Genomic DNA, 21,992 nt, shown 5'->3' with positions numbered 1-21,992 from the left:
TCCGCGCGCATCAGCGCCGGGCGGCTGATCTACGAGTTCTTCGTGCCCTGCCCGGTGCCCGCCGGGGCAGGGGAGCGGCGGGTGCTGCTGTCGGTACACGACCCGGAGTACTACGCCGACGTGTACTCGCCCGAGGAAACGCCCCCGGAGCTGGAGAACGCCGCGCCCTTTGAGGTGCGCACCTCGGTGCGGCTGAACCCGGAGCGGACCTATTCCCCCTATCAGGCGTGGCTGCCGGAAATTCACCTGGCCTTCCGGCGGAGATAGCATGCGTTTTCCGTTTTCCATCGCCCTGGCGGGCCTGCTGCTGGCGGCCCTGGCCTGCGTCGGCCCGGTCCTGGCGGCCAACCCCTTCACCGGCGCCCCGGAGCCCGGCGGCGGGCGCGCGGAGCGCGTCGGGGCGGGCGGCCCCTTCGCCGCCGGAGCCCAGGACACGGGCGGGCAGGACGCCGGACCGACCCTGGGGCCCCTGGCTTCCGGGGGCGGGCTGCTGGCGGCCCTGGCCCAGGCCCAGCGCGAACTGCGCCAGAACCTGTCGGACCGCGTGCGCGGGCTGCGCGACGGCGCTTCGGTCTCCGGGCTCGCGGCCTTCCTGGCCCTGGCCTTCGCCTACGGCGCTCTGCATGCCGCCGGGCCCGGGCACGGCAAGGCCGTGGCCGTGTCCTACGTCGTTGCCCGGCGCGAGGGCCCGGGGCGCGCGGCCCTGCTGGGGGGCATCATGGGCGCGGCCCATGCGGCCAGCGCCGTGGCCCTGATCTTCGGGTTGTACATGGTCCTGGAGCGCTCGCTCATGGCCCGCTTCACGGCCCAGGGCATCTGGCTGGAGCGCGCCAGCTACGCCCTGGTCTGCGCCATCGCCCTGTGGCTCCTGGCCCGGGCGCTGCGCGGCCATGAGGAGGAAGACCGGCCCCGGGGCGCGGCGGACCGGGGGCTCCTGGCCACCGGGTTGGCCACGGGCCTTGTGCCCTGCCCGGGGGCGGCCATCGTGCTGCTCTTCGCCCTGGCCCTGGGCGCACCGCTCATCGGCCTGGGCGCCGTGGCCGCCATGGCCCTGGGCATGGGCGCGACCATCGCCGCTGCGGCCGTGGTGGCGGCCCTGTGCCGCCGCCGCGTCGCGGCCCTGGCCGCCCCGCGCTCCCGCCGCGCCGCCGCCCTGGACCGCGCCCTCTCCATCCTCGGCGCCCTGTGCGTCCTGGCCCTGGGCGCCGCGCTGCTGGCGGGGAGTTTGGGGTAAAGGGTGTCGGCTGGCTGGATTTTTCGTTGCCCTTGCCGCATGAGCTTGATAACGAAAATCAATATCATGCAAAAGAGGAGGGGGCGACATGCCATGCGTCGAGGTTGTTTTCGACCAGCAGTCCAGTCATGGCCTGCGTATCCGGCATGTGGCCTACGAGGCGGATTGCCGGGAAACCTTCGTGGTCGAGGACGGGTGCCCGGCGATCGGCTACAATTTCTGCTTCCAGGGCGATCTTGAATGCGTCGTGCCTGCGGCGCGCCTCCGCAACCGCGTGCGCGGCGATTACGCGGGGATGTGGCGGAAGACAGGCGCGCCGGTCGCCGTGACCCTGGAAAAAGGACGCCATGCTTGGCTGGAAATCGGCGTACGACGCGAGATGCTGGGGCCGATTCTCGACGAGAACGAGCTGCGCGTCGATACGGCCCTGCGCCGGGCCATGTTTGTCGGCGATGCGCCGTTCGTCTTCGGCAGGAAGCCGAGCGACAAGGCCCGAGGCATCGCCGGACAGATGCTGGCCAATCCGTTCACGGGAACCCTTGCTTCCTGCTATCTGGAAAGCAAGGCGCTCGAACTCCTGATCGAGGAAATAGAGCAGCTTTTCATGAAGCGGCCCGCCGCGGCCGCGGGGCGGGGCCACGCGAGGCAGGTGCGCGAAGCCGCAGGGCTCCTGTCCGTCAATCTTGAGGTGCCGCTGACCGTTGCGGAACTTGCCCGCCATGTACATTTGAGCGAATCGACCCTCAAGAGGGCCTTCAGGGACGTTTACGGCACGTCCATCTTCGCCTGGTTCCAGGCGCGGCGCATGGAGGCGGCACGGGCCATGCTGGCCCGTGGCGATGGCAATGTCTCCGAAGTCGCCTTCCGCGTGGGCTATGCCAACTCCGGGCATTTCGCCCGGGCCTTTGCCCGGCATTTCGGGCATCCGCCGAAAAAAATCCGCTAAGACGCCCGGACGGGTCGGTTTTTGACCGGAACGGGTGCGCGCCGGTTTCCGGCTTCATGTACGTTCTCTGCCAATGAAAATCATGCTCATTCAGGAGATCCCCATGAAGACGAAAACCAGCCTTTGGGCGCTGTGTGCCGTGTTGTGCTTTTCCATTTCCTTCGCCCAGGCACAGGAAACGGAACCCTCCGTTATGCTGCCGGTGGTTCTGGTGACGGCCAACAAGCAGGAGGAGGACCCGCAGAAGATTCCGCAAAGCGTTACCGCCATCACCGCCCGGCAGGCGGACGACGCCAGGGTCACCAGCGTCGACAAGCTCGGGCTGCGCGTCCCCAACCTGTCGTTCTCCACCGGCGGCATGGGCATGATCAACCTCACGTCCATGCGCGGAGTGCGTTCCGACCCGCACAGCAACACACCCGCCGTGACCATGTACATCGACGACGTGCCCGTGACGACCAACGCGGGATACATCGCCCACCTTTTCGACATTGAAAACGTGGAGGTGCTGCGCGGGCCGCAGGGCACCCTTTACGGGCGTAACGCCGAAGGGGGCGTCATCAAGGTGACCACGAAAAAGCCCGGCCGGGAAACCACCGGACGCCTGAGCCTCACCGGCGGCAACAAGGAGCTGGGGCAGACGACGGGCGCCCTTTCCGGCGAACTGGTGGAAGACACCCTTTTCGCGGGACTGGCGATGCAGTACTTCACGCAGCAGGGCTGGGTGAAGAACGATTCCGGGGCCAACCCGGTGGACGACAGGAAGGAGTATTCCGGAAGAGGGCGCCTGCGATATACGCCGACGGACGACCTCGAAGTGAACTTCGCCTACGGCATGGTGAAATACGACGAGGGATCATTCGGCATGTACAACCTGCAAAGCATGTCGTCGGAGCGCCACACGGACTCCAACGATCCCGGCAGAAACCGCAGCGCCTTCAACGACCAGTCGCTGACCGTCGGGTACGATTTGTCGCCGTCGTGGAAACTCACCTCCGTGACGACGCGCAAGGAATCGGACCTGAACTATACGATGGACTACGATTTCTCTGCCATGCCCATGTACGAGGTGCACAAATACGACAGGTACATGGACATTGGCCAGGAGGTTCGGCTCAACTATGACCAGGACGGCGTTTCAGGCGTCTTCGGCCTTACATACAACAGGAACGAAAAAGAGATACGATATACATACTACAACATGGGTACGAAACACCACGCCACGGACAAAACCAACCAGTACGCCGCCTTCGGACAGCTCAAGGTGCCATTCTGGGACAAATGGGCCGTGACGGCGGGGGCGCGCCTCGACTACTACGATTCGAAATTCCAGGAAGAGGAAACAGGCTACAGCGCGTCCGGCTCATGGAACAGCTTCTCGCCGAAGCTCGCGCTGGAATATGCCGTTACCGACGATAATCTTGTGTATGTCAGCGGCTCGCGTGGCTTCCGGGCCGCCGGGTTCGACGCCTACCAGGGCAGCCCCGGCAAGTATGAGTTCGACGAAGAGGAACTCTGGGCCGTCGAAGTCGGGTCGAAAAACACACTGTGGGACGGCAAAGCCCGCCTGAACGCGGCGCTTTTCTATCACAAGTTCAAGAACATGCAGCTTGAAAGCTACTACACCACCGTGTTCAGCCCCATGCCGAGCATCGAGAACGTCGGCGATCCGCAAGGGCTGGGCGGCGAAGTGGAGCTGACGGTCATGCCCCTCGCCGGGCTGGAGCTGTCCGGCTCCGTCGGCTATACCCATATGCGCTTCGACGATTTCACGGACGCCACTGGCGACCACTCGGGCAACAGCATCCCGTACGTGCCGGAGTGGACGTGCAGCCTGGGAGCACAATACCGGCACGGGTCCGGCTTCTTCGTCCGGGCCGAGATACTGGGCGCGTCCAGGACATACCTGGACAGCAGGAACGCCGGAAACATCCCGGCCTATGCCACGGTCAACACCAAGATCGGCTGGGAATTCGGCAACCTGGACGTGTATCTTTTCGCCGACAACGTCTTTGATGAGCGGCACGACTACGTGAACGCCTTTGGCGGCACATACGGCGTTGCCACGCCGGGACGGGTGATCGGCACGACGGTGTGCTATCATTTCTAGCAGCGGCGGACGCCGGGGCCAATGCCCGCATGGCGGCCCCGGCGCCCGCCCAGGGAGATATCATGAAAAAGCTGCCCCACGCCCTTCCGGGCACCAACGGCGTCTTCGCCCTCATGCGCAACGCCGTCGCCGCCAATGCCCTGGCTGCCGCGATGGACTGCGGCGTGTTCTCCCAACTATCGGACTGGCGGACGGCGCAGGACGTGGCGTCGCGCCTGCGACTGCACCCCGAAAGCACGAAGCGGTTTCTCGATCTTTTGGAATTCTGCGGCGTCGTGTGCCGTGATGGGAATGCATATCGCAATGCCGCAAGCACACAGGAACTGCTCGGCGACGGCGCCTGTGCCGACATCGCCCCCCTGGTGCGGGAGATGGCGGAAGGCGTGCTGTTGCCCATGCAGGACCTGAAGCGCATCCTGCGGGAGGGCCCGGGTACGCCGCCCGCCGAGGGGGTCGGCGGCGTGGAAGGCAGCGCCTGCTGGGCGTTCCGGGGCGTCGCCGGGGAGGTCGCCGCGATCCTGGCGGCCCTGCCGGGGGCGGAGACGTTCCGGCGCATGCTCGACCTGGGCGGCGGGCACGGGGTGTTTTCCCTGTACGCCGCCCAGGCGCTGCCCGCGCTGGATGCCGACGTTTACGACCTGCCCGCGTCGCTGCGGAGCGCGGCCGGATACATCGCCGAATGGGGCTTCGCGGACAGGGTCCGGGCCGTGCCGGGCGACTATGTCCGCGACCGGCTTCCCGGCGGCTACGATGTCGTCCTCGCCAGTTGCACGCTCAATTTCACCTTGCCGGACGCCTCCACTGCGCTCGTCATGGACAAGGTGCACGCGGCCCTCGTGCCCGGCGGGTATTGCGTCAGCCTGCACGACGCGCCGCCCGCTTTTGCGGGCGAAACCCGGTCCTGCCTTTCGGATGGGCGGAGTATCGCGGCGTATCCCCTCGAATGCATGGCCATTGGCCTGGTTTACGGCAGGCCGATGGCCATGCCCGACGGGCTCATCGCCGAAACCATGCTGCAAAGCGGTTTCGCCTGCGTCCACAGCCGCGAGCTGCGGACAAGCGGCGGGACGCTCCGACTCGATATTGCGCGAAAAAGAACCGCCTGACCGCCGTCGCCCCGGGGCGGAGACCGGGCAACCGGCCTTGAAATAACCAAGGGCCCGGTCATTCGACCGGGCCCTTGGTTTTCATAAAAAAACCCCCTGCCTGGGCAGGGGGTTGTGTTTGCTGTGGTAGCGAGGAGAGGACTTGAACCTCCGACACTGCGGATATGAGCCGCATGCTCTGACCGACTGAGCTACCTCGCCACGCGTTCCCGCGTTGGGAGACAGGCTTATAAGGGCTTCGCGGGCAAAATGCAAGGGCCCGGGGAGACTTTTTTCCCGGGCGGCGGGCAGGGGGGTCAGCCCGCCAGCAGGGCCAGCACCAGGGCCGCCAGGACCAGGCGGTAGGCCGCGAAAGGCCGCAGGGTCATGCGGCCCACAAGGCCGATGAACAGCCGCACCGCCGCCCAGGCCGAAAGGAACGAGACAACGAAGCCCACGGCCATGAAGGGCAGGTCGGCCAGGGTGAACAGGCCGTGGTTTTTCAGCAGGTCGTAGCCCGTGGCCGCGACCATGATCGGCACGGCGGCGATGAAGGAATACTCGGCGGCCACGTCGCGCCGAGCGCCCAGCAGCATGCCGCCCATGATGGTCGCCGCCGAGCGCGAGAAACCCGGCCACAGCGCCAGGCACTGGAACATGCCGATGCCCAGGGCCAGGGCCGGGGTCATCTGGTCCAGGCTGGCGACCCGTCCCCGGCGGGGGCGGGCCTCCACGGCGAAGATGGCCAGCGCGCCCGCGGCCAGGGCCCAGGCCACGGTCTGCGGGCCGAAAAGGTGCTCCTTGATCGCCCCGTGCAGCAGCAGCCCGGCCACGCTGGCGGGCAGGCTGGTCAGGAACAGCAGCCACAGCCCCCGCAACCCGGAGAAAGCCCGGGCGGGATCCCGGCGCAGCAGGCCCGTGAAGCGGTCGAAGTAGAGCACCACCACGGCCAGGATGGCCCCGAGCTGGATGACGACCTCGAAGGTCGCGGCCTTCTCGCCGGTGAAGCCCAGCAGATGCCCGGCCAGGATCAGGTGGCCGGTGGAGGAGACGGGGAGGAACTCGGTCAGGCCCTCGACGATGCCGAGGATGAGCGCGGTGAACAGGGAATCCATGGGCTGCGGGCGTCCTTGGTTGCAGTGGGCCGCGCGGCGGGGCGGCGGAACCGGCGCAGTATGCGCGGTTTGCGCCGCCGGGGCAAGCCTGCCCGCGCGGGGCGGCAACCCAGAACCGAGCAAGTCCGCCTCGTGCCGTACGGGCAAGCCGCCCGCGCGGGGCGGCAGCGCACGGCCTCCAGGCCCTCGGGCACGCTTTCGGGCAAGGCTGGCCCGCGCGGGGCAGCGGCCGCCGCCAACCCATGCCGGGCGCACGGGACGGGGCCGGGCCCCGGGACGCCCCGGAGCGAGGGGCGCCGGGCGGCCCGCGGCGCTGCGCGGTTGCCACTGCCGGACCCTTGGTGTAGAGAAGGCCCTCAGCCGGGGCGCAGGCCGCGCGCCGGAACCAAGGAGGCCCCATGTCCACCATCATGCCCGAGGGCGAGCTGCTGCGCCGCGCCGTCAAGTGGATCTGCGAGCAATCCGGCGGCCAGGACGCGACCCCGAGCCCCCGGATCATCGACGAGGCCGCCGTGCGCTTCAATCTCGGCCCCCTGGACCAGGAGGCGCTCGCGCGCTTCTTCCGCCAGCGGCCCGCCCAGGGGGACGGCCCTGCCTAGAGCCTTGCCCCGCCTGCTGCACCGCCAGATATTCCTGGAGCTGCTGAGCGTCTTCGCCCTGTGCGCGGGCTCGCTGCTCACGCTGCTGCTCATCGGGCGGATGCTCCAGTTGCGCGAACTGCTGTTCTCCCAGAGCCTGACCTTCTGGGACGTGGTCTGCATGTTCGCCTACCTTTCGCCGTTCTTCCTGCTGCTGCTCATCCCCATCGCCTGCATGCTGGCGGTGTTCCTGACCTTCCTGCGCATGGGCACGGACCTGGAGTCCGTGGCCCTGCGCGCCTCGGGCGTGAGCCTGTACCAGATGCTGCCCGCGCCGCTGGCCTTTTGCGCCCTGTGTACCGTCGCCGCCTGCGCGGTATCCTTCTGGGGCCTGTCGTGGGGCATGGAGAACTTCCGGGCCACGGTGCTCGACCTGGCGCGGACCAAGACCCAGCTCGTGCTTCAGGGCGGCGTGTTCAACCGCGATTTCCCGGGGCTGACCATCTATGCCCAGCAGGCCGACCCGGCCCGTGGCGACCTGCGCACCGTTTTCGTGCAGGACCGCACCCGCGAGCACATCATCGCCACCATCCTGGCGCCCACGGGCCGCGTGAGCACCGACACCGACCGGGGCGAGATCGTCTTCCACCTGCAAAACGGCAGGATATACCGCCAGGAGGCCGCGGGGCTTTCGGTGGTCGGGTTCGACACCTACGCCGTGCGCATGGACCTTTCGCGGCTGCTTTCGGGCTACAACCTGGGCAGCGTGCGGCCCAAGGAGATGAGCTGGGAGCGCCTGCGCGAGCTGCGCGAGGACCCCTCCGTGGTCCAGGACGAGAGCGGCAGGACCCAGCGCAAGGTGGAGGTGGAGATCCAAAAGCGCATGGCCCTGCCTGCGGCCTGTTTCGTGCTCGGATTGTTCGCCCTGCCCATGGCCGCCAGCTTCGGCGGGCTGCACCGCCACTGGGGGCTCATGCTGGCCCTTGGGTTTTTCCTTTTTTATTACACGTTGTTGTCCCTTGGGCTCTCCCTGGGCGAGGCGGGGGTGCTGGCGCCGGTGGTCGGCCTGTGGCTGCCCAACGTGCTGTTCCTGGCCGCCGGGGTGACCGGGCTGGTCCAGGCCGCGCGCGAACGCGGGCTGGACATCGTCGGGCGGCTGGCCCACCTGCGCCGGGGGCTGGCGGCCCGGCGGACGGCGGGGGAGGGCGGCCATGCGCGCTAGGGTGCTGACCCGCTATCTCCTGCGCCAGAACCTGTTCTACCTGCTGTCCACCCTGGCCGTGGGCACGGCGCTCTACCTCATGAGCGACCTGTTCGACCGCCTGGACGACTTCATGGAGGCCGGGCTGGGCCTGGGCACGGCGCTGCGCTATTTCGCGGTCAAGATCCCGTTGATCATCTCGCAGATCATGCCCGCCGTGTTCCTGGTGTCCGTTGTGGTGCAGCTGTGCCTCATGGCCCGCAGCCGCGAGCTGCTGGCCCTGCGCTCCGGGGGCGTGTCCCTGGCTTCGCTCACGCGCTTCGTGGTGCTGTATTCCCTGCTCTGGTGCCTGGGGCAGCTCCTGTTCTCGCAGTTCGTTGGCGTGTACGGCGAGCGCGAGGCCGGGCGCATCTGGTCCGAGCAGGTGCGCGGCAACATCGTGGAAAAGAAGGAGCTGGCCAACATCTGGTTCAAGGACGGGGACTGGGTGGTGGAGCTCGACCGGCTGTGGCCCGCGCGCGGCGCGGCCACGGGGGTCACGGTGTTCGAGATGAACGCCGACCGCCAGTCCCTGCGGCGGATCATCTCCGCCGCGCGCGCCGAGGCCGCCCCCGGCCTGTGGCGGCTGGTCGACGTGCGCGAGTTGCACCCCGGCGACTTCAGCACCAGGACCGTGGACGAGCTGGAGCTGCCCTTCCAGCAGGACCCGGCGACCTTCCTGCTCGTGGCCCCGGGGCAGGACCCCTCGCACCTGCCCATCTGGACCCTCTCGCGGGTCATCGGCGAGCTGGACGCCTCGGGTTCCAACGTCGAGCGCCTGCTGACCTCGTGGCACATGAAATGGGCCTACGCCTTCAGCGTCCTGGCCATGGGGCTCATCGCCCTGGCCATGGTCACCCTGTTCGAGAACGTGTACCTCAACGTGGCCCTGTCCCTGGTGGTCACCTTCGCCTACTACGCGGTGTTCATGATCGGGGTGACCCTGGGCCAGAAGGGCATCCTGCCGCCCTGGGCGGGCGCGTGGCTGGGCAACATGGTCTTCTACGCCCTGGCGGGCGGACGGCTGGCCTGGACGGCCTGGCCCCACCGGCCCACGGCGGCCTGAGCCCCGGGCCCGGGGCGCGGCCCCAGGCGATCCCCCGGCCCGTCTTGTCCGCCGCCCCGCGTCCCTCGCGCGGGCGCGGGCCAGGGCGAACCCCGGCCCGGGCGCATTGATCCCTCCAGTCGTTCTCCCGTTTGCCGCAGACAGGGCGCACCCCGGGTCGGCTGTCTTCCCCGCTGGGGTTTGGCCTGCGCGCCGCGCAGCGGCCGCCCCGGTCGGGCAGCGTCCTGCGCTCCGGGCGGGCCGGGCGCCGGACGCGGGTCGGGGACGTGTTCGGCTCCACAGCCTCCTGCGCTCCGGGCGGGCCGGGCTCAGGCCTCGCCGGGCGCCTCGGCCCCGGGCGCGGGCCTTTCCTCCCCCTCGGGCCCGTGCGGCTCTCCGGCCCCGGGCCCAAGGGCGACCTCGCGCAGCACGGCCCACAGGGCATCCACGCCCAGGCCCGTCTGGCTGGAGGTGGCCAGGGGCTTTTCGCTGTCCAGCAGCAGGGCCCACTGCTTGCGCACGGCCTCGCGGTCGCGCTGCTTGGTCTTGTCGGCCTTGGTCAGCACGGGCAGCACGGCCACGCCTTTGCCCTGGATGTAGCCGATGAGGTCCATGTCGTTCTTCTGCGGGGGGTGGCGCGCGTCGAGCAGCACCGCCACGGCGCGCAGCCAGGGGTTGTTCGCGATGTAGGCGTCCACCAGCCGGGCCCATTTGGCGCGCTCGGTCTTGCTCACCCGCGCGTAGCCGTAGCCCGGCAGGTCCACGAGATAGAAGCCCCAGGGCTGGGCGCGATAGAAGTTCAGGCTCTGGGTCTTGCCGGGGGTGGCGCTGGTCTTGGCCAGCTTGCGCCGCCCGGCCAGGGCGTTGACCAGGGAGGATTTGCCCACGTTCGAGCGCCCGGCCAGGGCGATCTGCGGCGCGGGCAGGGCGGCGAGCTGGTCCAGCAGGTAGACGGTTCGTTCCAGTTCCAGGGTCGGTCGGGTCACGGGCGGGCTCCGGGGTGGGGTGCGGCGCGCCAGGGCGGCGGCGCCGTGCGGGGCAGTATGCACACCATCGCCGTGTTTGCCAACCGTGCGCGAAACATATACACAGGGGGGCAACCCGGCGGCCCGCCCGCCCAACCCCCACTGGACGAACCCATGCCCAGATACGACATCCTGGTGCTCAACGGCCCGAACCTCGGCCACCTGGGCCAGCGCCAGCCGGAAATCTACGGCCGCCAGGGCATGGACGCCGTGCCCGGGCTGGTGCGCGAGCTGCTCGGCCCCCGGGCCGACGAGGTGGCCCTGCGCTTCGACCAGAAAAACGGCGAGGGCCAGCTCATCGACCGCCTGGAACAGGCCCGGGCCGAGGGCACGCACGGCGTGGTGCTCAACGCGGGCGCCTACACCCACACCAGCCTGGCCCTGGCCGACTGCCTGGCCTGGATCGGCGTGCCCGCCGTGGAAGTCCACATCTCCAACGTCTGGGCCCGCCCCGAGGCCGTGCGGCATACAAGCCACATGGCCCGCGTGGTGGTCGGCGTCGTCGCCGGGTTCGGCATCGATTCCTACGCCCTGGGCGTGGCCGCCCTGGTGCGCCACCTGAAGCAACCTTCAACCACCTAAGACAACGCATTCCGGAGGATAGTCCATGGCAATGATCTCCACCAGCGAGTTCAAGAACGGCATGAAGATCGAAATCGACGGCGTGCCGTATGAAATTCTCGAACACCAGCACCACAAACCCGGCAAGGGCGGCGCCATGATGCGCACCCGGCTGCGCAACCTGCTGAACGGCCGGGTTCTCGACAACACCATGCGCTCCGGCGAGAAGGTCAACAAGCCCGACCTGGAAACCCGGACCATGCAGTATCTTTACCAGGCTGGCGACGCCTATGTGTTCATGGACATGAGCACCTACGAGCAGACCGAGATTCCGGCCAGCGTGTGCGGCTCCAAGGGCGGCTTCCTGGTGGAGAGCTCCGAGGTCAAGGTGCTGCTGTACAACGGCGCGCCCCTGGACCTGGACATCCCGGCCTCGGTGGTCATGGAGATCACCGAGTGCGAGCCCGGGGTCAAGGGCGACACCGTGAGCGGCGCCACCAAGCCCGCCAAGCTGTCCTCCGGGGTCGTGGTCCAGGTGCCGCTGTTCGTGGAGCAGGGCGAGCGCATCAAGGTCGACACGCGCACCTCCACCTACATCAGCCGCGAAAAATAGCGCCCCGGGCGCCTGCCGGCGCGGGCCCCGGCGGCCCGCGCCGCCCCCAGGGAGGACGGAACAACGAATACCGGCAAGCTGCTGCGCGAGATCGTGGCCCTGGCCCTGCTTTTCTGGGCCGTGGCGCTCATGGCGTCCCTGGTGACGTACAGCCCGGCCGACCCGAGCTTCAACCACGCCGTGGGCAGGGGCCGCGAGGTGGCCAACGCCGTGGGCCTGATCGGGGCCTATTCGGCCGACCTTCTCGTGGTGCTCTTCGGCCTGGGGGCCTTCCTGGTGCCCGTGGCCTTCGCCATGCTGGCCGTGGGCAACTTCGTGCCCCGGCTGTTTCCGGCGTGGTGGCGCTGGGTGGGCCTGTTCCTTCTGCTGGTCTGCGTCGCGGGGCTCTGCGCCGGGGCCTGGGCCCGGACGGCCCTGCACCTGGGGGCGGTGTCCGGCGGCGGGCTTATGGGCGAGGTGCTGCACACCCAGGCCCTGTTCTACCTGCGGCCCGTGGGCGCAGGGCTCCTGGGCGCCTTCGCCCTGGTGGTGGCCTTGCAGCTGCTGGCCGGCCTGACCTGGGGCGGCCTGTTCAAGCGCGTGCGCGGGCGGCTGCTCGACCTGGGGCGCAAGCTCGCCGAACGGCGCGGCCGCCGCCAGCGGCTGCGCGAGGCGGCCCCGGGCCGCGCCCCGGCCCCGGGCGCCCCGCAGCCGGACGCGGACCAGGCCATGCCCGTGCTGCGCAAGCGCTCCCGGGCGGCCTCGGCCCTGCCCGCACCGCCCGCCCCGGCGCCCGCCCCGGTTCCGGCCGAGGCCGCCCGCGCCGCCGGTCCGCCGCCCCTCGACTTCCTGCGCCAGCCCCCGGCCGACGGCCCGGCCATCCCCAAGGAGACCCTGGACACCCAGGCCCGCAGCCTGGAATCCTGCCTGAACGATTTCGGCATCCAGGGCGAGGTGCAGGACGTGGTCCCCGGCCCGGTGGTGACCATGTTCGAATACAAGCCCGCCCCGGGGGTCAAGATCAGCCGCATCGCGGGCCTGTCCGACGATCTGGCCCTGGCCCTCAAGGCATCGGCGGTGCGCATCGAGGCGCCCCTGGCCGGGCGCGACACCGTGGGCGTGGAGATCCCCAACGCCCGGCGCCAGACGGTCTACCTGCGCGAGATCATGCAGTCCGCCGCGTTCACGGGCTCCCCCTCCCTGCTGACCCTGGCCCTGGGCAAGGACATCCACGGCCAGCCCCATGTGGCCGACCTGGCGCGCATGCCGCACCTGCTGGTGGCCGGTGCCACGGGCCAGGGCAAGAGCGTGTGCCTGAACTCCATCCTGCTGTCCTTCCTCTACAAGGCCGGGCCGGAGCAGGTGAAGCTGCTCCTGGTGGACCCCAAGCGCATCGAGCTGTCGGTCTACGCCGACATCCCGCACCTGGTGCACCCCGTGGTCACGGACATGGCCCTGGCCAAGAACGCCCTGGACTGGGCCGTGTACGAGATGGAAAAGCGCTACGACGCCATGGCCCGCCTGGGCGTGCGCAACGTCGAGGGCTTCAACCGCAAGCTGGCCGGGCTGTCCGCCGAGCAGGCCGCCGAGTTCGCGGACCTGGAGCCCCTGCCGCTGCTGGTCATCGTCATCGACGAGCTGGCCGACCTGATGCTCACGGCGCGCAAGGAGGTCGAGACCTCCATCGTGCGCCTGGCGCAGCTGGCGCGCGCGGCGGGCATCCACATGATCATCGCCACCCAGCGGCCCTCGGTGGATGTGGTCACCGGGCTGATCAAGGCCAACTTCCCCAGCCGCATCGCCTTCACCGTAACCTCCCCCCAGGACTCGCGGACCATCCTGGACGGCGTCGGCGCCAACCACCTTCTGGGCAAGGGCGACATGCTCTTCAAGCCCGGCGGCGGCAAGACCGTGCGCCTGCACGGCGCCCTGGTGGACGAGGAGGAGATCGGGCGGGTCATCGAATTCTGGAAGGCCCGGGCCGAACCCCAATATGGCCTGGATTTCGGCGAGTGGTCGCGCGAGGCCCAGGACGCCCAGGACTCGGGCGCCGAGGGCGGCCCCGGAGGTGGGGAGGGCATCCCCGACGACCCGGTCTACCCCGAAGCCGTGGCCTTCGTCATGGAGCAGGGCAAGGCGTCCATCTCCCTTATCCAGCGCCGCTTCCGCATCGGCTTCAACCGCGCGGCGCGTTTCGTGGAGCAGATGGAGCAGGACGGGGTTATCGGCCCGGCGGACGGCGCCAAGCCCCGGACGGTGCTCAAGGGCTGACCTCCCGCCCGCCACCCGCCGCGCAAGGAGCGTCCCGTGAACATGCTGGTCATCCTCGGGCACCCCACGCCGGGCAGCCTGAACCATTCCATCGCCGCCGCAGCCGTGGCCGCCCTTGAGGACGAGGGCCACGAGGTGACCTTCCACGACCTGTGCGCCGAGGGCTTCGACCCCGTGCTGCCCGACGGCGAGGCCGGGCGCGGGGCGGAGCTGCCGCCCGGGGTGCGCGCCCATTGCGCCGACCTGGTGGCCGCCGAGGGCATCGTCGTGGTGCATCCCAACTGGTGGGGCATGCCGCCCGCCGTGCTCAAGGGCTGGATCGACCGCGTGGTGCGCGTGGACGTTGCCTATCGTTTCGCGGAGGGCGACGGGGGCGAGGGCGTGCCCGTGGGGCTGCTGCGCGCGCGGCGCGCGGTGGTCTTCAATACCGCCAACACCCCGGCGGAGCGCGAGATGGCCGTTTTCGGCGATCCGCTGGATACGCTGTGGAAGAATTGTGTTTTCGGCCTGTGCGGGGTGGAGGATGTGCACCGCCGGACGTTCGGCGTGGTCTGCCTGGCCTCCCCCAGCCAGCGCGAACGCTGGCTGGAGGAGGTGGACGGCACCATGCGCAGGCTCTTCCCGCGCCGGGCGCCCGGGGCCGGAACCACGCCGGCCCCGCCCGGGGCGGACGGCCCGGGGGCCTAGGGCAGGGACACGATGGCCTCGGCCTCCACGCGGGCGCCCAGGGGCAGCCCCGCCACGGCAAAGGCGCTGCGCGCGGGGAAGGGCGCCGTGAAGAACTCGGCGTAGACCGCGTTGACCGCGGCGAAGTCGGCCATGTCCGTCAGGAAGACGGTGACCTTGAGCACATCGTCCAGGGTCGCCCCCGCAGCCTCGACCACGGCGGCGAGGTTGCGCAGGGACTGCCGGGCGCAGTCCGCGATATCGCCCGCGCACAGTTCACCCGTGGCCGGGTCGATGGGCAGCTGGCCCGAGACGTACAGGGTGCCCGCAGACCTGATGCCCTGGGAAAACGGACCCACCGCCGCTGGCGCCTTTGGGGTGTCGATCTGTTGTTTCATCGCATTTCTCCTTTTTTGTTTAGATGTTATGCGTTCGCTTCCGGGCTGGCCGCCGCCGTATCCTGGCAGGGGCCTTCCGTCTGGACGGTGATCCACTCCATCGGCCGGGGCAGGCGGATGTCCACGTCCGGGGCCTGGGCCTTGACCGCCGCGACCACCTGCTCCTGGGGCGCGGAGGCGATGCCCATCTGCCCGAAGAGCTTCTCGTGCGGGTGGTAGAGCACGCAGCTGGACACCCCGGTCAGCCGGACGGCGCGGGCCACGTCCTGCTCGTAGACCAGCTGGTGCCCGCCGATCAGAACATCGGGCCGGAACCGCTGGCGCAGCACGTCCAGCTCGCCGTCGGAAAACAGCGGATTCATGCCCTCGGTCAGGTTCACCATGCTGGCGCCGCCCTGGGTCTGCACCGCAAAGCCGTAATACCGGGCCCGCCAGGGGCAGCGCAGGATATTGTTGCCCACGAAGGCGAAGGCCGCCGCCAGGCTGCCCTGGAAGAACCGCAGGTAGCTGATGGGCCGGTGGTGCCAGTCGAAGGCCGTGATCCGGTAGCCGTGGACCTCGACGGTGTCGAAGGGCAGCACGGGCCGAAGCTGGCTTTCGGGCAGGCGGTGTTTCCGGCGCAGGTGCTCGCAGACATCCGGGCTGGACACGACCAGCGCGCCGGTCATCCGCGCCACGGCCGGAGTGTCCATGTAGTGCTCGTGGTGCCCGTGGGAAACGCAGATCACGCGCACCTTCTCGTAGTCCTCCTTGCGGGCCCACTCGGCCCCGTACATCTTCCGGAAGAAGGGGTCGAAGACCAGGTCTCCCTGGGGTTCGCGAATCAGGATGTTGGACCAGCCGAGATAGCGCATTTCGATGCAGGACATGTGTTCCTCTTCTCTTCCTTTATTGATTGGACAGGCCGCTTCGTGCAGCGGCGCGCAGACCAAGGGCCAGAACGATCAGGACAAGGACCGGGTAGAGCGTGCCGAAGTGCAGCCCGAAACCGTACTGCAACAGGTATCCGGCGGCCCCGGCCCCCAGGATGTAGTAGGTGGCGGGCAGGAGGGTCTTCCTGAGGATGTCGCCCTCCCTGCCCAGCAGGCCGACGGCGGCCGAGGCCATGATCACGTTGTGTACGCAGATCATGTTGCCCGCTGCCGCGCCCACGCTTTGTACGGCGACGATGACATCGGGGTTGAGGCCGCTGATGGTGGCCACGTTGTACTGGAACAGGCTGAACATCATGTTGCTCAGGGTGTTGCTGCCCGCGATGAAGGCGCCAAGGGCCCCGATGACCGAGGCCATTACCGGCCAGATGGAGCCCAGGCCGTCGGCGAAGGCCTGGGCCAGCACCTTGGGCATGGCGGGCAAATCGGCGATTCCGGCCCCGCTGCCAATGAAGATCTTGACCATGGGCACGGCCACCAGCAGGGCGGCCGAAGCCCCGGCCACCACGGAGAACGATGTCCGCGAGGCCCGGCGCAGCACGCCCGGGGATGCGCCGTGGATGGCCACCGCCACCAGGGCGGCCAGGATGAAGATGGTGCCGGGCAGGTAGCCCAGGGTAAGGGCCGTGCTCACGTTGGTGCCGAAAAGTTCGCCGGAGCGCAGGGTGAGCTTGAGCAGCCAGCCCTTGAAGGGCAGGGCCTCCATGCGGCTCAGGAAAAGCACGACGGCCATGACGGCGTAGGGCATCCAGGCCCGCAACGGCGACATCCGGCTCTGGGGCAGCTCGCCGCCGAAGGCCAGGCTGCCCGTCCAGCGGGCGTCCCAGTCGTCACGCGGGGGGAAGTCCCAGCCGCCGTCGCGGGGCAGGAACTAGCCCTTCTTGGCGGCGAAAACCACCGGGATCAGGCCGATCATCCCGCCGAGCACGTCGGGGAATTCCGGCCCCAGCCAGCGCGCCGTCAGCGCGTAGGGCACCGAGAGGCACACCCCGCCGAACAGGGCGAACTTCCAGGCCCGCAGCCCCGGCAGGAAGGAGCGCTCCCGTCCGAAATAGCGCGTCATCAGGGCGACCATGAACAGCGGCACGAGCACGGAAATAACCGCGTGGATGGCCGCCACCTGCGCCCCCAGGGAATGGATGTACTCCGGCCACGGCATGTTCGGGGCGACCTCGGCCAGCTTGCCCTGGCCCAGGCCCACCGAAAGGCCGATGAGGATCGGCGTGCCCACCGCGCCGAAAGAAACCGACGCACTCTGAAAGATCATGCAGAGCATGGCCGCCGCCATGGGCGGAAAGCCGATGCCCAGGAACAACGGCCCGATGACCGCGCCCGTGGACCCGAAGCCCGCCGCCCCCTCCAGGAACGCGCCGAAAAGCCACAGGATGATGATCACCTGGATGCGCCGGTCCACCGAGATGTCGGTGAAAGAGGAACGAATGACGCTGAGCGCGCCGTCCTCCTTGAGCGTGTTCAGGAGCACCAGGGCGCCGAAGACGATGTACAGGATGCCGATGGCGGTCACCAGCCCGTCGACAGCCTGCGCCGCCATGAGCGCTGCGGGCACCTTCCAGATGAAAAAGGCCGGAATGGCTACGGAAACAAGGGCCAGCGGCATGACCCGGCGCGCAGGCCACCGTAGCCCGACCAGAAACACCGCGATGACCGCGATGGGCAACAGGGCGATAAATGCCAGCATCGGTTGCGATACCATCTCCACATCCTCCTTGAGTCGGCACAGGGTTCACGGGTTCATTTACACCATTCGTGAACGCCATTTAATTTTGGTGACCAATGTCTGTCAACCCGTTTCCCAATTTTATTTTCAGTTTCTTAATATGACATTTGCGGGCGGCATCAAAAGAAGGTATCTGGTTGGACATCTCGCGCATCCCGCGCGAACGCCAACCCCAGAGAGCAGGAATTCATGGAAAAGCAACCGCAGGGCATCCAGTCCGTCGAGCTCGCCTTCGAGCTCCTGGAATCCTTCCTTGCCATCGGCTCGCCGGTGACCCTGGGCGAAGCCGCCGCGCGCCTGGGGGTCGGCAAAAGCAAGCTGCACAAGTACCTGACCAGCTTCGGCCGCCTGAAGGTCGTCAGCCAGGACGAATCCGGGCGCTACACCTTCGGCCCCAAGCTCCTGGAGCTGGGCCTGGGCATCCTGGGCCGCATGGACATCGTGACCTTCTGCGATCCGGAGCTGCACCGGCTGCGGGTGCAAAGCGACGAGGCCGCGGCCCTGGCCCTGTGGACCTCCCAGGGCCCGCTCATCGTACGTTTTCTGCACAACCCCAAACCCGTGGCCATCGCCATGCGCGTGGGCTTCTACGCCCCGGTGGCCGTCAGCGCGGCCGGGCGCTGCTTTGCGGCCTACCTGCCTGAGCAGGCCTACGCCCATCTGCTGGACGCCGAACTCGGCACCGACGCCGGGGCCCGGGAGCGCTTCCGCCAGGAACTGCGCGAGACCGTTTCCCGGGGATACGCCCTGCGCACGGAACCCAACAGCAGCATTCCCGGGTCGCAGGCGCTGGCCTGTCCGGTTTTCGACGGCTCGGGGGAGATTGTCGCCAGCGTCCTGCTCATCGGCTTCGAAGGCCGGGAGGGCGGCCCCTCGCCGCAGGTCATCGAGGCCCTGCGCCACGCCGCGCACAACCTGTCCCTGCGCCTGGGCTGGACCGACGAACCGTAGCCGGGCGCCCCGCTACGGGCAAACGACACGTCCGCCGCCGCCTACCGACCTCCAGCGCCAGCCCCCGGCCGACGCCCCGGCCAGCCCCAAGGAGCCCCAGGGCGCCCAGGACTCGGGCGCCGGGGGCGGGAGGGCATCCCCCCCGACGCCCCGGCCCGCCCCGAGGCCGCGGCGGAGCAGGGCAAGGCGTCCATCGCCCTTGTCCGGCGCCGCTTCCGCATCGGCCCCGGGCACCCACGCCGGGCAGCCTGAGCCATTCCGCCGCCGCCGTGGCCGCCCTTGAGGGCGGGGGCCACAGGGCGAGGACGGGCCCGCAGAACTGCTGCACGCGGCGCGCCGTGGTATTCGCCGTGGTCTTTGCCGTGGTCTTCAATACCGCCAACGCCCCGGCGGAGCGCGGATTGGCCGTTTTCGGCGATCCGCCGGACACGCTGTGGGAAAATCGCGTTTTCGGCCTGTGCGGGGTGGAGGATGTGCACCGCCGGAGGTTCGGCGTAACCTGGCTGGGGGGAGGTGGACGGCGCCACGCGCAGACTCTTCCCGCGCCGGGCGCCCGGGGCCGCAACCACGCCGACCCCGCCCGGGGCGGACGGCCCGGGGCCTGGCTGTGAAGCTATGGGCGGCTGTTCACCCGGTGCAAGCCCGTCGTCCGGGATGCGCGAAATCCACCGGCCGGAGGAGAATCCGCGGGGATGCCGGACTGGCCCGGCTAGGTGCCGGGGGTTGGCTCCGAGACCCGGGCATCCCAGCGGAACAGGAACTCGCAACGCGGCGCGCCCTGGGCGATGGTCCGGGAGCGCTCCATGCGCAGGCACGGCGAATAGCCCCGGGCGAAGGCTTCGTCGCGCGAGCAGGACAGGGCCTGGGCCAGCTCCGGGGAGAGGCCCATTTCCGCGATGTACAGCCCGGCGTAGGCACAGCGGGTCACCGTCAGGCGCAGGGTCCGGCCGTCCAGGCGCACGTCCTGCACGTCCAGCGCGCCCCCGGCGCGCCACGCCTCGACCACCCCCGCGAAATGCTCCAGCCCGGGCCCCCCGGGCGCGGCGGCGGCAAAGGCCGCCCCGGCGGCGCGGGCGGCGCGGGCCGTGGCCCGGGCGACGAGGGCCACGGCCTGCGGGCCGGGCATGCTCTCGCACAGGGCGGCGTGGACCTCGGCCAGGATTTCGGCCTCGATGCGGCGGCGCTGGAACTGGGTCACGGCGGGGGCGGGGCTGGCGGTCATGGACGGCTCCTGGACGGGCGAAGGTGCGGGCTGGCGGGCCGCCGGAGCAACCCCGGGGCCCGGCGCCAGGCGGTGCAAACCCCTTGCCTGGGGCAGGGCCTGCATATACCCTGGCGCAAGCGAGAGCAACCCGACCCCTGCGGAGGCCCCATGCCCCTGTTGCGTTTTCTGGCCCTGTTCCTCTTCGCGGCCATCCTGGCCGCGCCCCTGCCCATGCACACCTCGACCTGCTCGGCCCAGGCCCCGGGCACGGCCGACGCGGCGGACACGGCGGCCCTCACGGCGGCCATGCAACGCCGCTACGAGAGCCTGGAAAGCTTCGAGGCCGCCTTCAGCCAGACCCTGGTCAACGCCGCCAGCGGCGAGAGCCGTACGCGCACCGGCACCATCCGCTTCAAGCGCCCCTCGCTCATCCGCTGGCAGACCGTGACCCCCGAGCCGGAACTGCTGGTGGTGGGCGCCCAGGACGTATGGGCCTGGTACGAGCTGGAACAGACGGCCTACCGCTACACCGTGGAGCAGGTGCTCGACTCGCGGACCATGCTGCGCTTCATCGCGGGCAAGGCCCGGCTGGACGAGGACTTCTGGGTCGAGGACCAGGGCGACGACGCGGGGCTGCGGCGGCTGCACCTCATCCCGCGCAAGGCCGAGCCGTCCCTGGTGGAGGCCACGGTCTGGGTGGATACCGGGCGCACGGTGATGACGCGCATGGAGCTGGTGGACTTTTTCGGCAACGTCAACGCCGTGAGCCTGGAAAACCTGGCCTTCGACGTGCACATCCCGGCGGAGGTGTTCGCCTTCGCCCCGCCCAAGGACGCCGACGTGTTCGACAACCGCGACAAGGGCGCCCAGGGCGTGGAAAACCTGGGCCAATAGCCCGGGGCCCGGCGGGGAACCGGCGGCGGCGCGCCGCCCGGGCGCGCAGGGCGCGGGCCGCCAAGGCGCGGCCAGGGCGCGGGCGGGGGAACGCCCCCTGCCCGGCGGAAGGCTGCGTCAGCCGCGCCGCCCCGGCTTGGCCGCGCCGCCGCCGGGCCGCCCCCCGGTCCGGCCTCCGGCAGTGCGGCCGGAATCCTTCCTGTCCTTGTCGGGGCGGGTGCCCCGGCCCTCGCGGCCGGGCGCCCGGCCGCCCTCGCGCCCGTGGGCGCCCGCGGCCTCCCGCGGCGGCGCCGGGGCGCCCGCGCCGTCGGGCCCGGGCTCCAGGCCCACGGCCCGCAGCAGGGCCCCGGCCTCGCCGGGAGTCAGAACCCGGGCCCGGCCCTCGGGCAGCTCGCCCAGAAGCAGGGGCCCCAGGGCCACGCGCGTGAGGCGCAGCACGGTCAGCTCCGTCTGACGGCACATGCGCCGGATCTGGCGGTTCACGCCCTGGGTCAGGGTCATTTCCAGCAGCGTGCCCCGGGGGGTGTTTTCCAGAACGCGCGTAGGCGCCGGGGCCAGGACCTGGCCGTCGTCGTCCAGGGTCATGCCCCGGGAGAACAGTGCCAGGGCCGCCGGGGGCACCGCCTCGCGCACCAGCACATGATAGACCTTGGGCAGATGCCAGCGCGGGTGGGTCAGGCGGTTGGCCAGCTCGCCGTGGTCGGTAAGCAGCAGCAGACCCTGGGAAAAATAGTCCAGCCGCCCCACGGGATAGAGCCGCGCGGCGCCGAAGGTGTCGCCCAGGACATCGAGCACCGTGGTCCGGCCCTGGGGGTCGCGGGCCGTGGTCACCACCTCGGGGGGCTTGTTGAGCATGACCAGGGCGTGGGCCCGCGCGCCGGGCACAGGCACGACCACGGGCCGCCCGTGTACGGCCACCGCGTCGCGCGCGGGGTCGATGCGCAGGCCGGGGCTGTCCACGGGCTGGCCGTTGACCGTGACCGCTCCGGCAGCCACCAGTTCGTCGGCCGCGCGGCGCGAGCAGACCCCGGCGTCGGCCAGGGCCTTGTTGATGCGTAGCAGGGCGGTAGAGCCCGGGGCGGAATCCTGGGCGGCGCCCGGAGCGGGCGCGCCCGCAGGGGAGGGCACCCCCGGCTCCCGCCGGGGGCGTGTGCGTTGCGTCATGGCGCGAAACTAGACGCGAACGACCTTGGTGGCAAGCTGAAGGCTGGTGACCACGTCGAGCATGTTGGTGGTCTGGCCCACGGCCTTGCGCTCCAGCAGGCCAAAGAAGTCCAGGCAGGTGCCGCAGACCAGGATGGACACCCCGGCGTCGGCCAGGGCCAAAAGCTTCTCGAAGGCCGGATGCCCGGGCACGGTCATCCGCACCGCGCCGTTGACCAGCACCAGGCGCCACAACTCCTCGCC

20 protein-coding genes, 1 tRNA gene and 2 pseudogenes are annotated in these 21,992 nt (G+C 69.7%); 14 read left to right on the top strand and 9 right to left on the bottom strand.

Features of this window, described 5'->3' with window-relative positions; genetic code table 11:
- From M0P34_RS03040 to M0P34_RS03020, 5 genes are all read left to right on the top strand, one after another.
- Positions 1–267, top strand: a 267-nt coding sequence (locus tag M0P34_RS03040) for a DUF1007 family protein (RefSeq protein WP_291496230.1), incomplete at its 5' end; no start/stop codon positions are given.
- Position 268: 1 nt separating this feature from the next.
- Positions 269–1,234: a hypothetical protein gene (locus tag M0P34_RS03035; protein ID WP_291496228.1), complete on the top strand. Its 966-nt coding sequence runs from the start codon at positions 269–271 to the stop codon at positions 1,232–1,234.
- 88 nt (positions 1,235–1,322) lie between these two features.
- The gene (locus M0P34_RS03030) at positions 1,323–2,180 is read left to right on the top strand and encodes a helix-turn-helix transcriptional regulator (RefSeq protein ID WP_291496226.1); all 858 of its coding nucleotides are present in this window, start codon (positions 1,323–1,325) and stop codon (positions 2,178–2,180) included.
- Positions 2,181–2,283: 103 nt separating this feature from the next.
- Positions 2,284–4,290: a TonB-dependent receptor gene (locus tag M0P34_RS03025; protein WP_291496224.1), complete on the top strand. Its 2,007-nt coding sequence runs from the start codon at positions 2,284–2,286 to the stop codon at positions 4,288–4,290.
- 62 nt (positions 4,291–4,352) lie between these two features.
- Entirely contained in the window at positions 4,353–5,396 is a 1,044-nt protein-coding gene (locus M0P34_RS03020; protein WP_291496222.1) for a class I SAM-dependent methyltransferase, read from the top strand.
- Positions 5,397–5,520: 124 nt separating this feature from the next.
- Here the strand turns inward: M0P34_RS03020 and M0P34_RS03015 are convergent.
- Positions 5,521–5,597, bottom strand: a tRNA-Met gene (locus M0P34_RS03015).
- 95 nt (positions 5,598–5,692) lie between these two features.
- Positions 5,693–6,490 (bottom strand): undecaprenyl-diphosphate phosphatase, encoded by a 798-nt coding sequence (locus M0P34_RS03010; RefSeq protein ID WP_291496220.1) that lies wholly within the window; start codon positions 6,488–6,490, stop codon positions 5,693–5,695.
- A 398-nt stretch (positions 6,491–6,888) separates the two neighbouring features.
- On the opposite strand from M0P34_RS03010, the gene M0P34_RS03005 reads away from it, so the two are divergent.
- From M0P34_RS03005 to M0P34_RS02995, 3 genes are read left to right on the top strand one after another with little or no spacing between them, the layout of a single operon-like run.
- Positions 6,889–7,089, top strand: coding sequence for a hypothetical protein (locus M0P34_RS03005; RefSeq protein ID WP_291496218.1), 201 nt, complete (start codon positions 6,889–6,891; stop codon positions 7,087–7,089).
- 4 nt (positions 7,090–7,093) lie between these two features.
- Complete coding sequence (gene lptF, locus M0P34_RS03000) at positions 7,094–8,290, top strand: LPS export ABC transporter permease LptF (protein WP_291496216.1); 1,197 nt, start codon at positions 7,094–7,096, stop codon at positions 8,288–8,290.
- Positions 8,280–9,374 carry an LptF/LptG family permease gene (locus M0P34_RS02995; RefSeq protein WP_291496215.1) on the top strand — a complete coding sequence of 365 codons (1,095 nt, stop codon included), beginning with the start codon at positions 8,280–8,282 and terminating at the stop codon, positions 9,372–9,374. Before lptF ends, M0P34_RS02995 begins: the two co-directional genes overlap by 11 nt.
- Positions 9,375–9,682: 308 nt before the next feature.
- On the opposite strand, the gene yihA is transcribed toward M0P34_RS02995, so the two are convergent.
- Entirely contained in the window at positions 9,683–10,339 is a 657-nt protein-coding gene (gene yihA / locus M0P34_RS02990) for a ribosome biogenesis GTP-binding protein YihA/YsxC (RefSeq protein ID WP_291496213.1), read from the bottom strand.
- Positions 10,340–10,492: 153 nt separating this feature from the next.
- Between yihA and M0P34_RS02985 the strand changes: the two genes are divergently transcribed.
- The 4 genes from M0P34_RS02985 to M0P34_RS02970 all read left to right on the top strand — a co-directional run bounded on the left by M0P34_RS02985 (position 10,493) and on the right by M0P34_RS02970 (position 14,489).
- Complete coding sequence (locus tag M0P34_RS02985) at positions 10,493–10,960, top strand: type II 3-dehydroquinate dehydratase (protein ID WP_291496211.1); 468 nt, start codon at positions 10,493–10,495, stop codon at positions 10,958–10,960.
- 31 nt (positions 10,961–10,991) lie between these two features.
- The gene (gene efp, locus M0P34_RS02980) at positions 10,992–11,552 is read left to right on the top strand and encodes an elongation factor P (RefSeq protein ID WP_291496234.1); all 561 of its coding nucleotides are present in this window, start codon (positions 10,992–10,994) and stop codon (positions 11,550–11,552) included.
- Between the two features lie 78 nt (positions 11,553–11,630).
- Positions 11,631–13,802: a DNA translocase FtsK gene (locus M0P34_RS02975; protein ID WP_291496232.1), complete on the top strand. Its 2,172-nt coding sequence runs from the start codon at positions 11,631–11,633 to the stop codon at positions 13,800–13,802.
- Between the two features lie 42 nt (positions 13,803–13,844).
- The gene (locus M0P34_RS02970) at positions 13,845–14,489 is read left to right on the top strand and encodes an NAD(P)H-dependent oxidoreductase (RefSeq protein WP_366061891.1); all 645 of its coding nucleotides are present in this window, start codon (positions 13,845–13,847) and stop codon (positions 14,487–14,489) included.
- On the opposite strand, the gene M0P34_RS02965 is transcribed toward M0P34_RS02970, so the two are convergent.
- From M0P34_RS02965 to M0P34_RS02955, 3 genes and pseudogenes are all read right to left on the bottom strand, one after another.
- Positions 14,486–14,866: a RidA family protein gene (locus M0P34_RS02965; protein WP_291496207.1), complete on the bottom strand. Its 381-nt coding sequence runs from the start codon at positions 14,864–14,866 to the stop codon at positions 14,486–14,488. The genes M0P34_RS02970 and M0P34_RS02965 overlap by 4 nt on opposite strands.
- A gap of 26 nt (positions 14,867–14,892) precedes the next feature.
- Positions 14,893–15,735: an MBL fold metallo-hydrolase gene (locus M0P34_RS02960; RefSeq protein ID WP_291496205.1), complete on the bottom strand. Its 843-nt coding sequence runs from the start codon at positions 15,733–15,735 to the stop codon at positions 14,893–14,895.
- 19 nt (positions 15,736–15,754) lie between these two features.
- A pseudogene (locus tag M0P34_RS02955) lies at positions 15,755–17,497 on the bottom strand (L-lactate permease).
- 228 nt (positions 17,498–17,725) lie between these two features.
- Between M0P34_RS02955 and M0P34_RS02950 the strand changes: the two are divergent.
- Positions 17,726–18,487 (top strand): IclR family transcriptional regulator, encoded by a 762-nt coding sequence (locus M0P34_RS02950; protein ID WP_291496203.1) that lies wholly within the window; start codon positions 17,726–17,728, stop codon positions 18,485–18,487.
- A 709-nt stretch (positions 18,488–19,196) separates the two neighbouring features.
- On the opposite strand, the gene M0P34_RS02945 is transcribed toward M0P34_RS02950, so the two are convergent.
- A complete protein-coding gene (locus tag M0P34_RS02945; protein WP_291496202.1) occupies positions 19,197–19,709 on the bottom strand; it encodes an L-2-amino-thiazoline-4-carboxylic acid hydrolase in 513 nt (170 codons plus the stop codon).
- Between the two features lie 150 nt (positions 19,710–19,859).
- On the opposite strand from M0P34_RS02945, the gene M0P34_RS02940 reads away from it, so the two are divergent.
- Positions 19,860–20,585, top strand: coding sequence for an outer membrane lipoprotein carrier protein LolA (locus M0P34_RS02940; RefSeq protein WP_291496200.1), 726 nt, complete (start codon positions 19,860–19,862; stop codon positions 20,583–20,585).
- Positions 20,586–20,702: 117 nt separating this feature from the next.
- Here M0P34_RS02940 and M0P34_RS02935 read toward each other — a convergent pair whose 3' ends face one another.
- Positions 20,703–21,749, bottom strand: coding sequence for a pseudouridine synthase (locus M0P34_RS02935; protein WP_291496198.1), 1,047 nt, complete (start codon positions 21,747–21,749; stop codon positions 20,703–20,705).
- 9 nt (positions 21,750–21,758) lie between these two features.
- Positions 21,759–21,992: pseudogene (locus M0P34_RS02930) on the bottom strand (sulfurtransferase-like selenium metabolism protein YedF); the annotation flags it as partial.

Origin of the sequence: Desulfocurvus sp., from assembly GCF_023230885.1 — a bacterium.
GTDB lineage: Bacteria > Desulfobacterota > Desulfovibrionia > Desulfovibrionales > Desulfovibrionaceae > Desulfocurvus.
The sequence above is the reverse complement of the archived record's forward strand: the minus strand, read 5'-3'. Positions and strand labels throughout refer to the sequence as shown.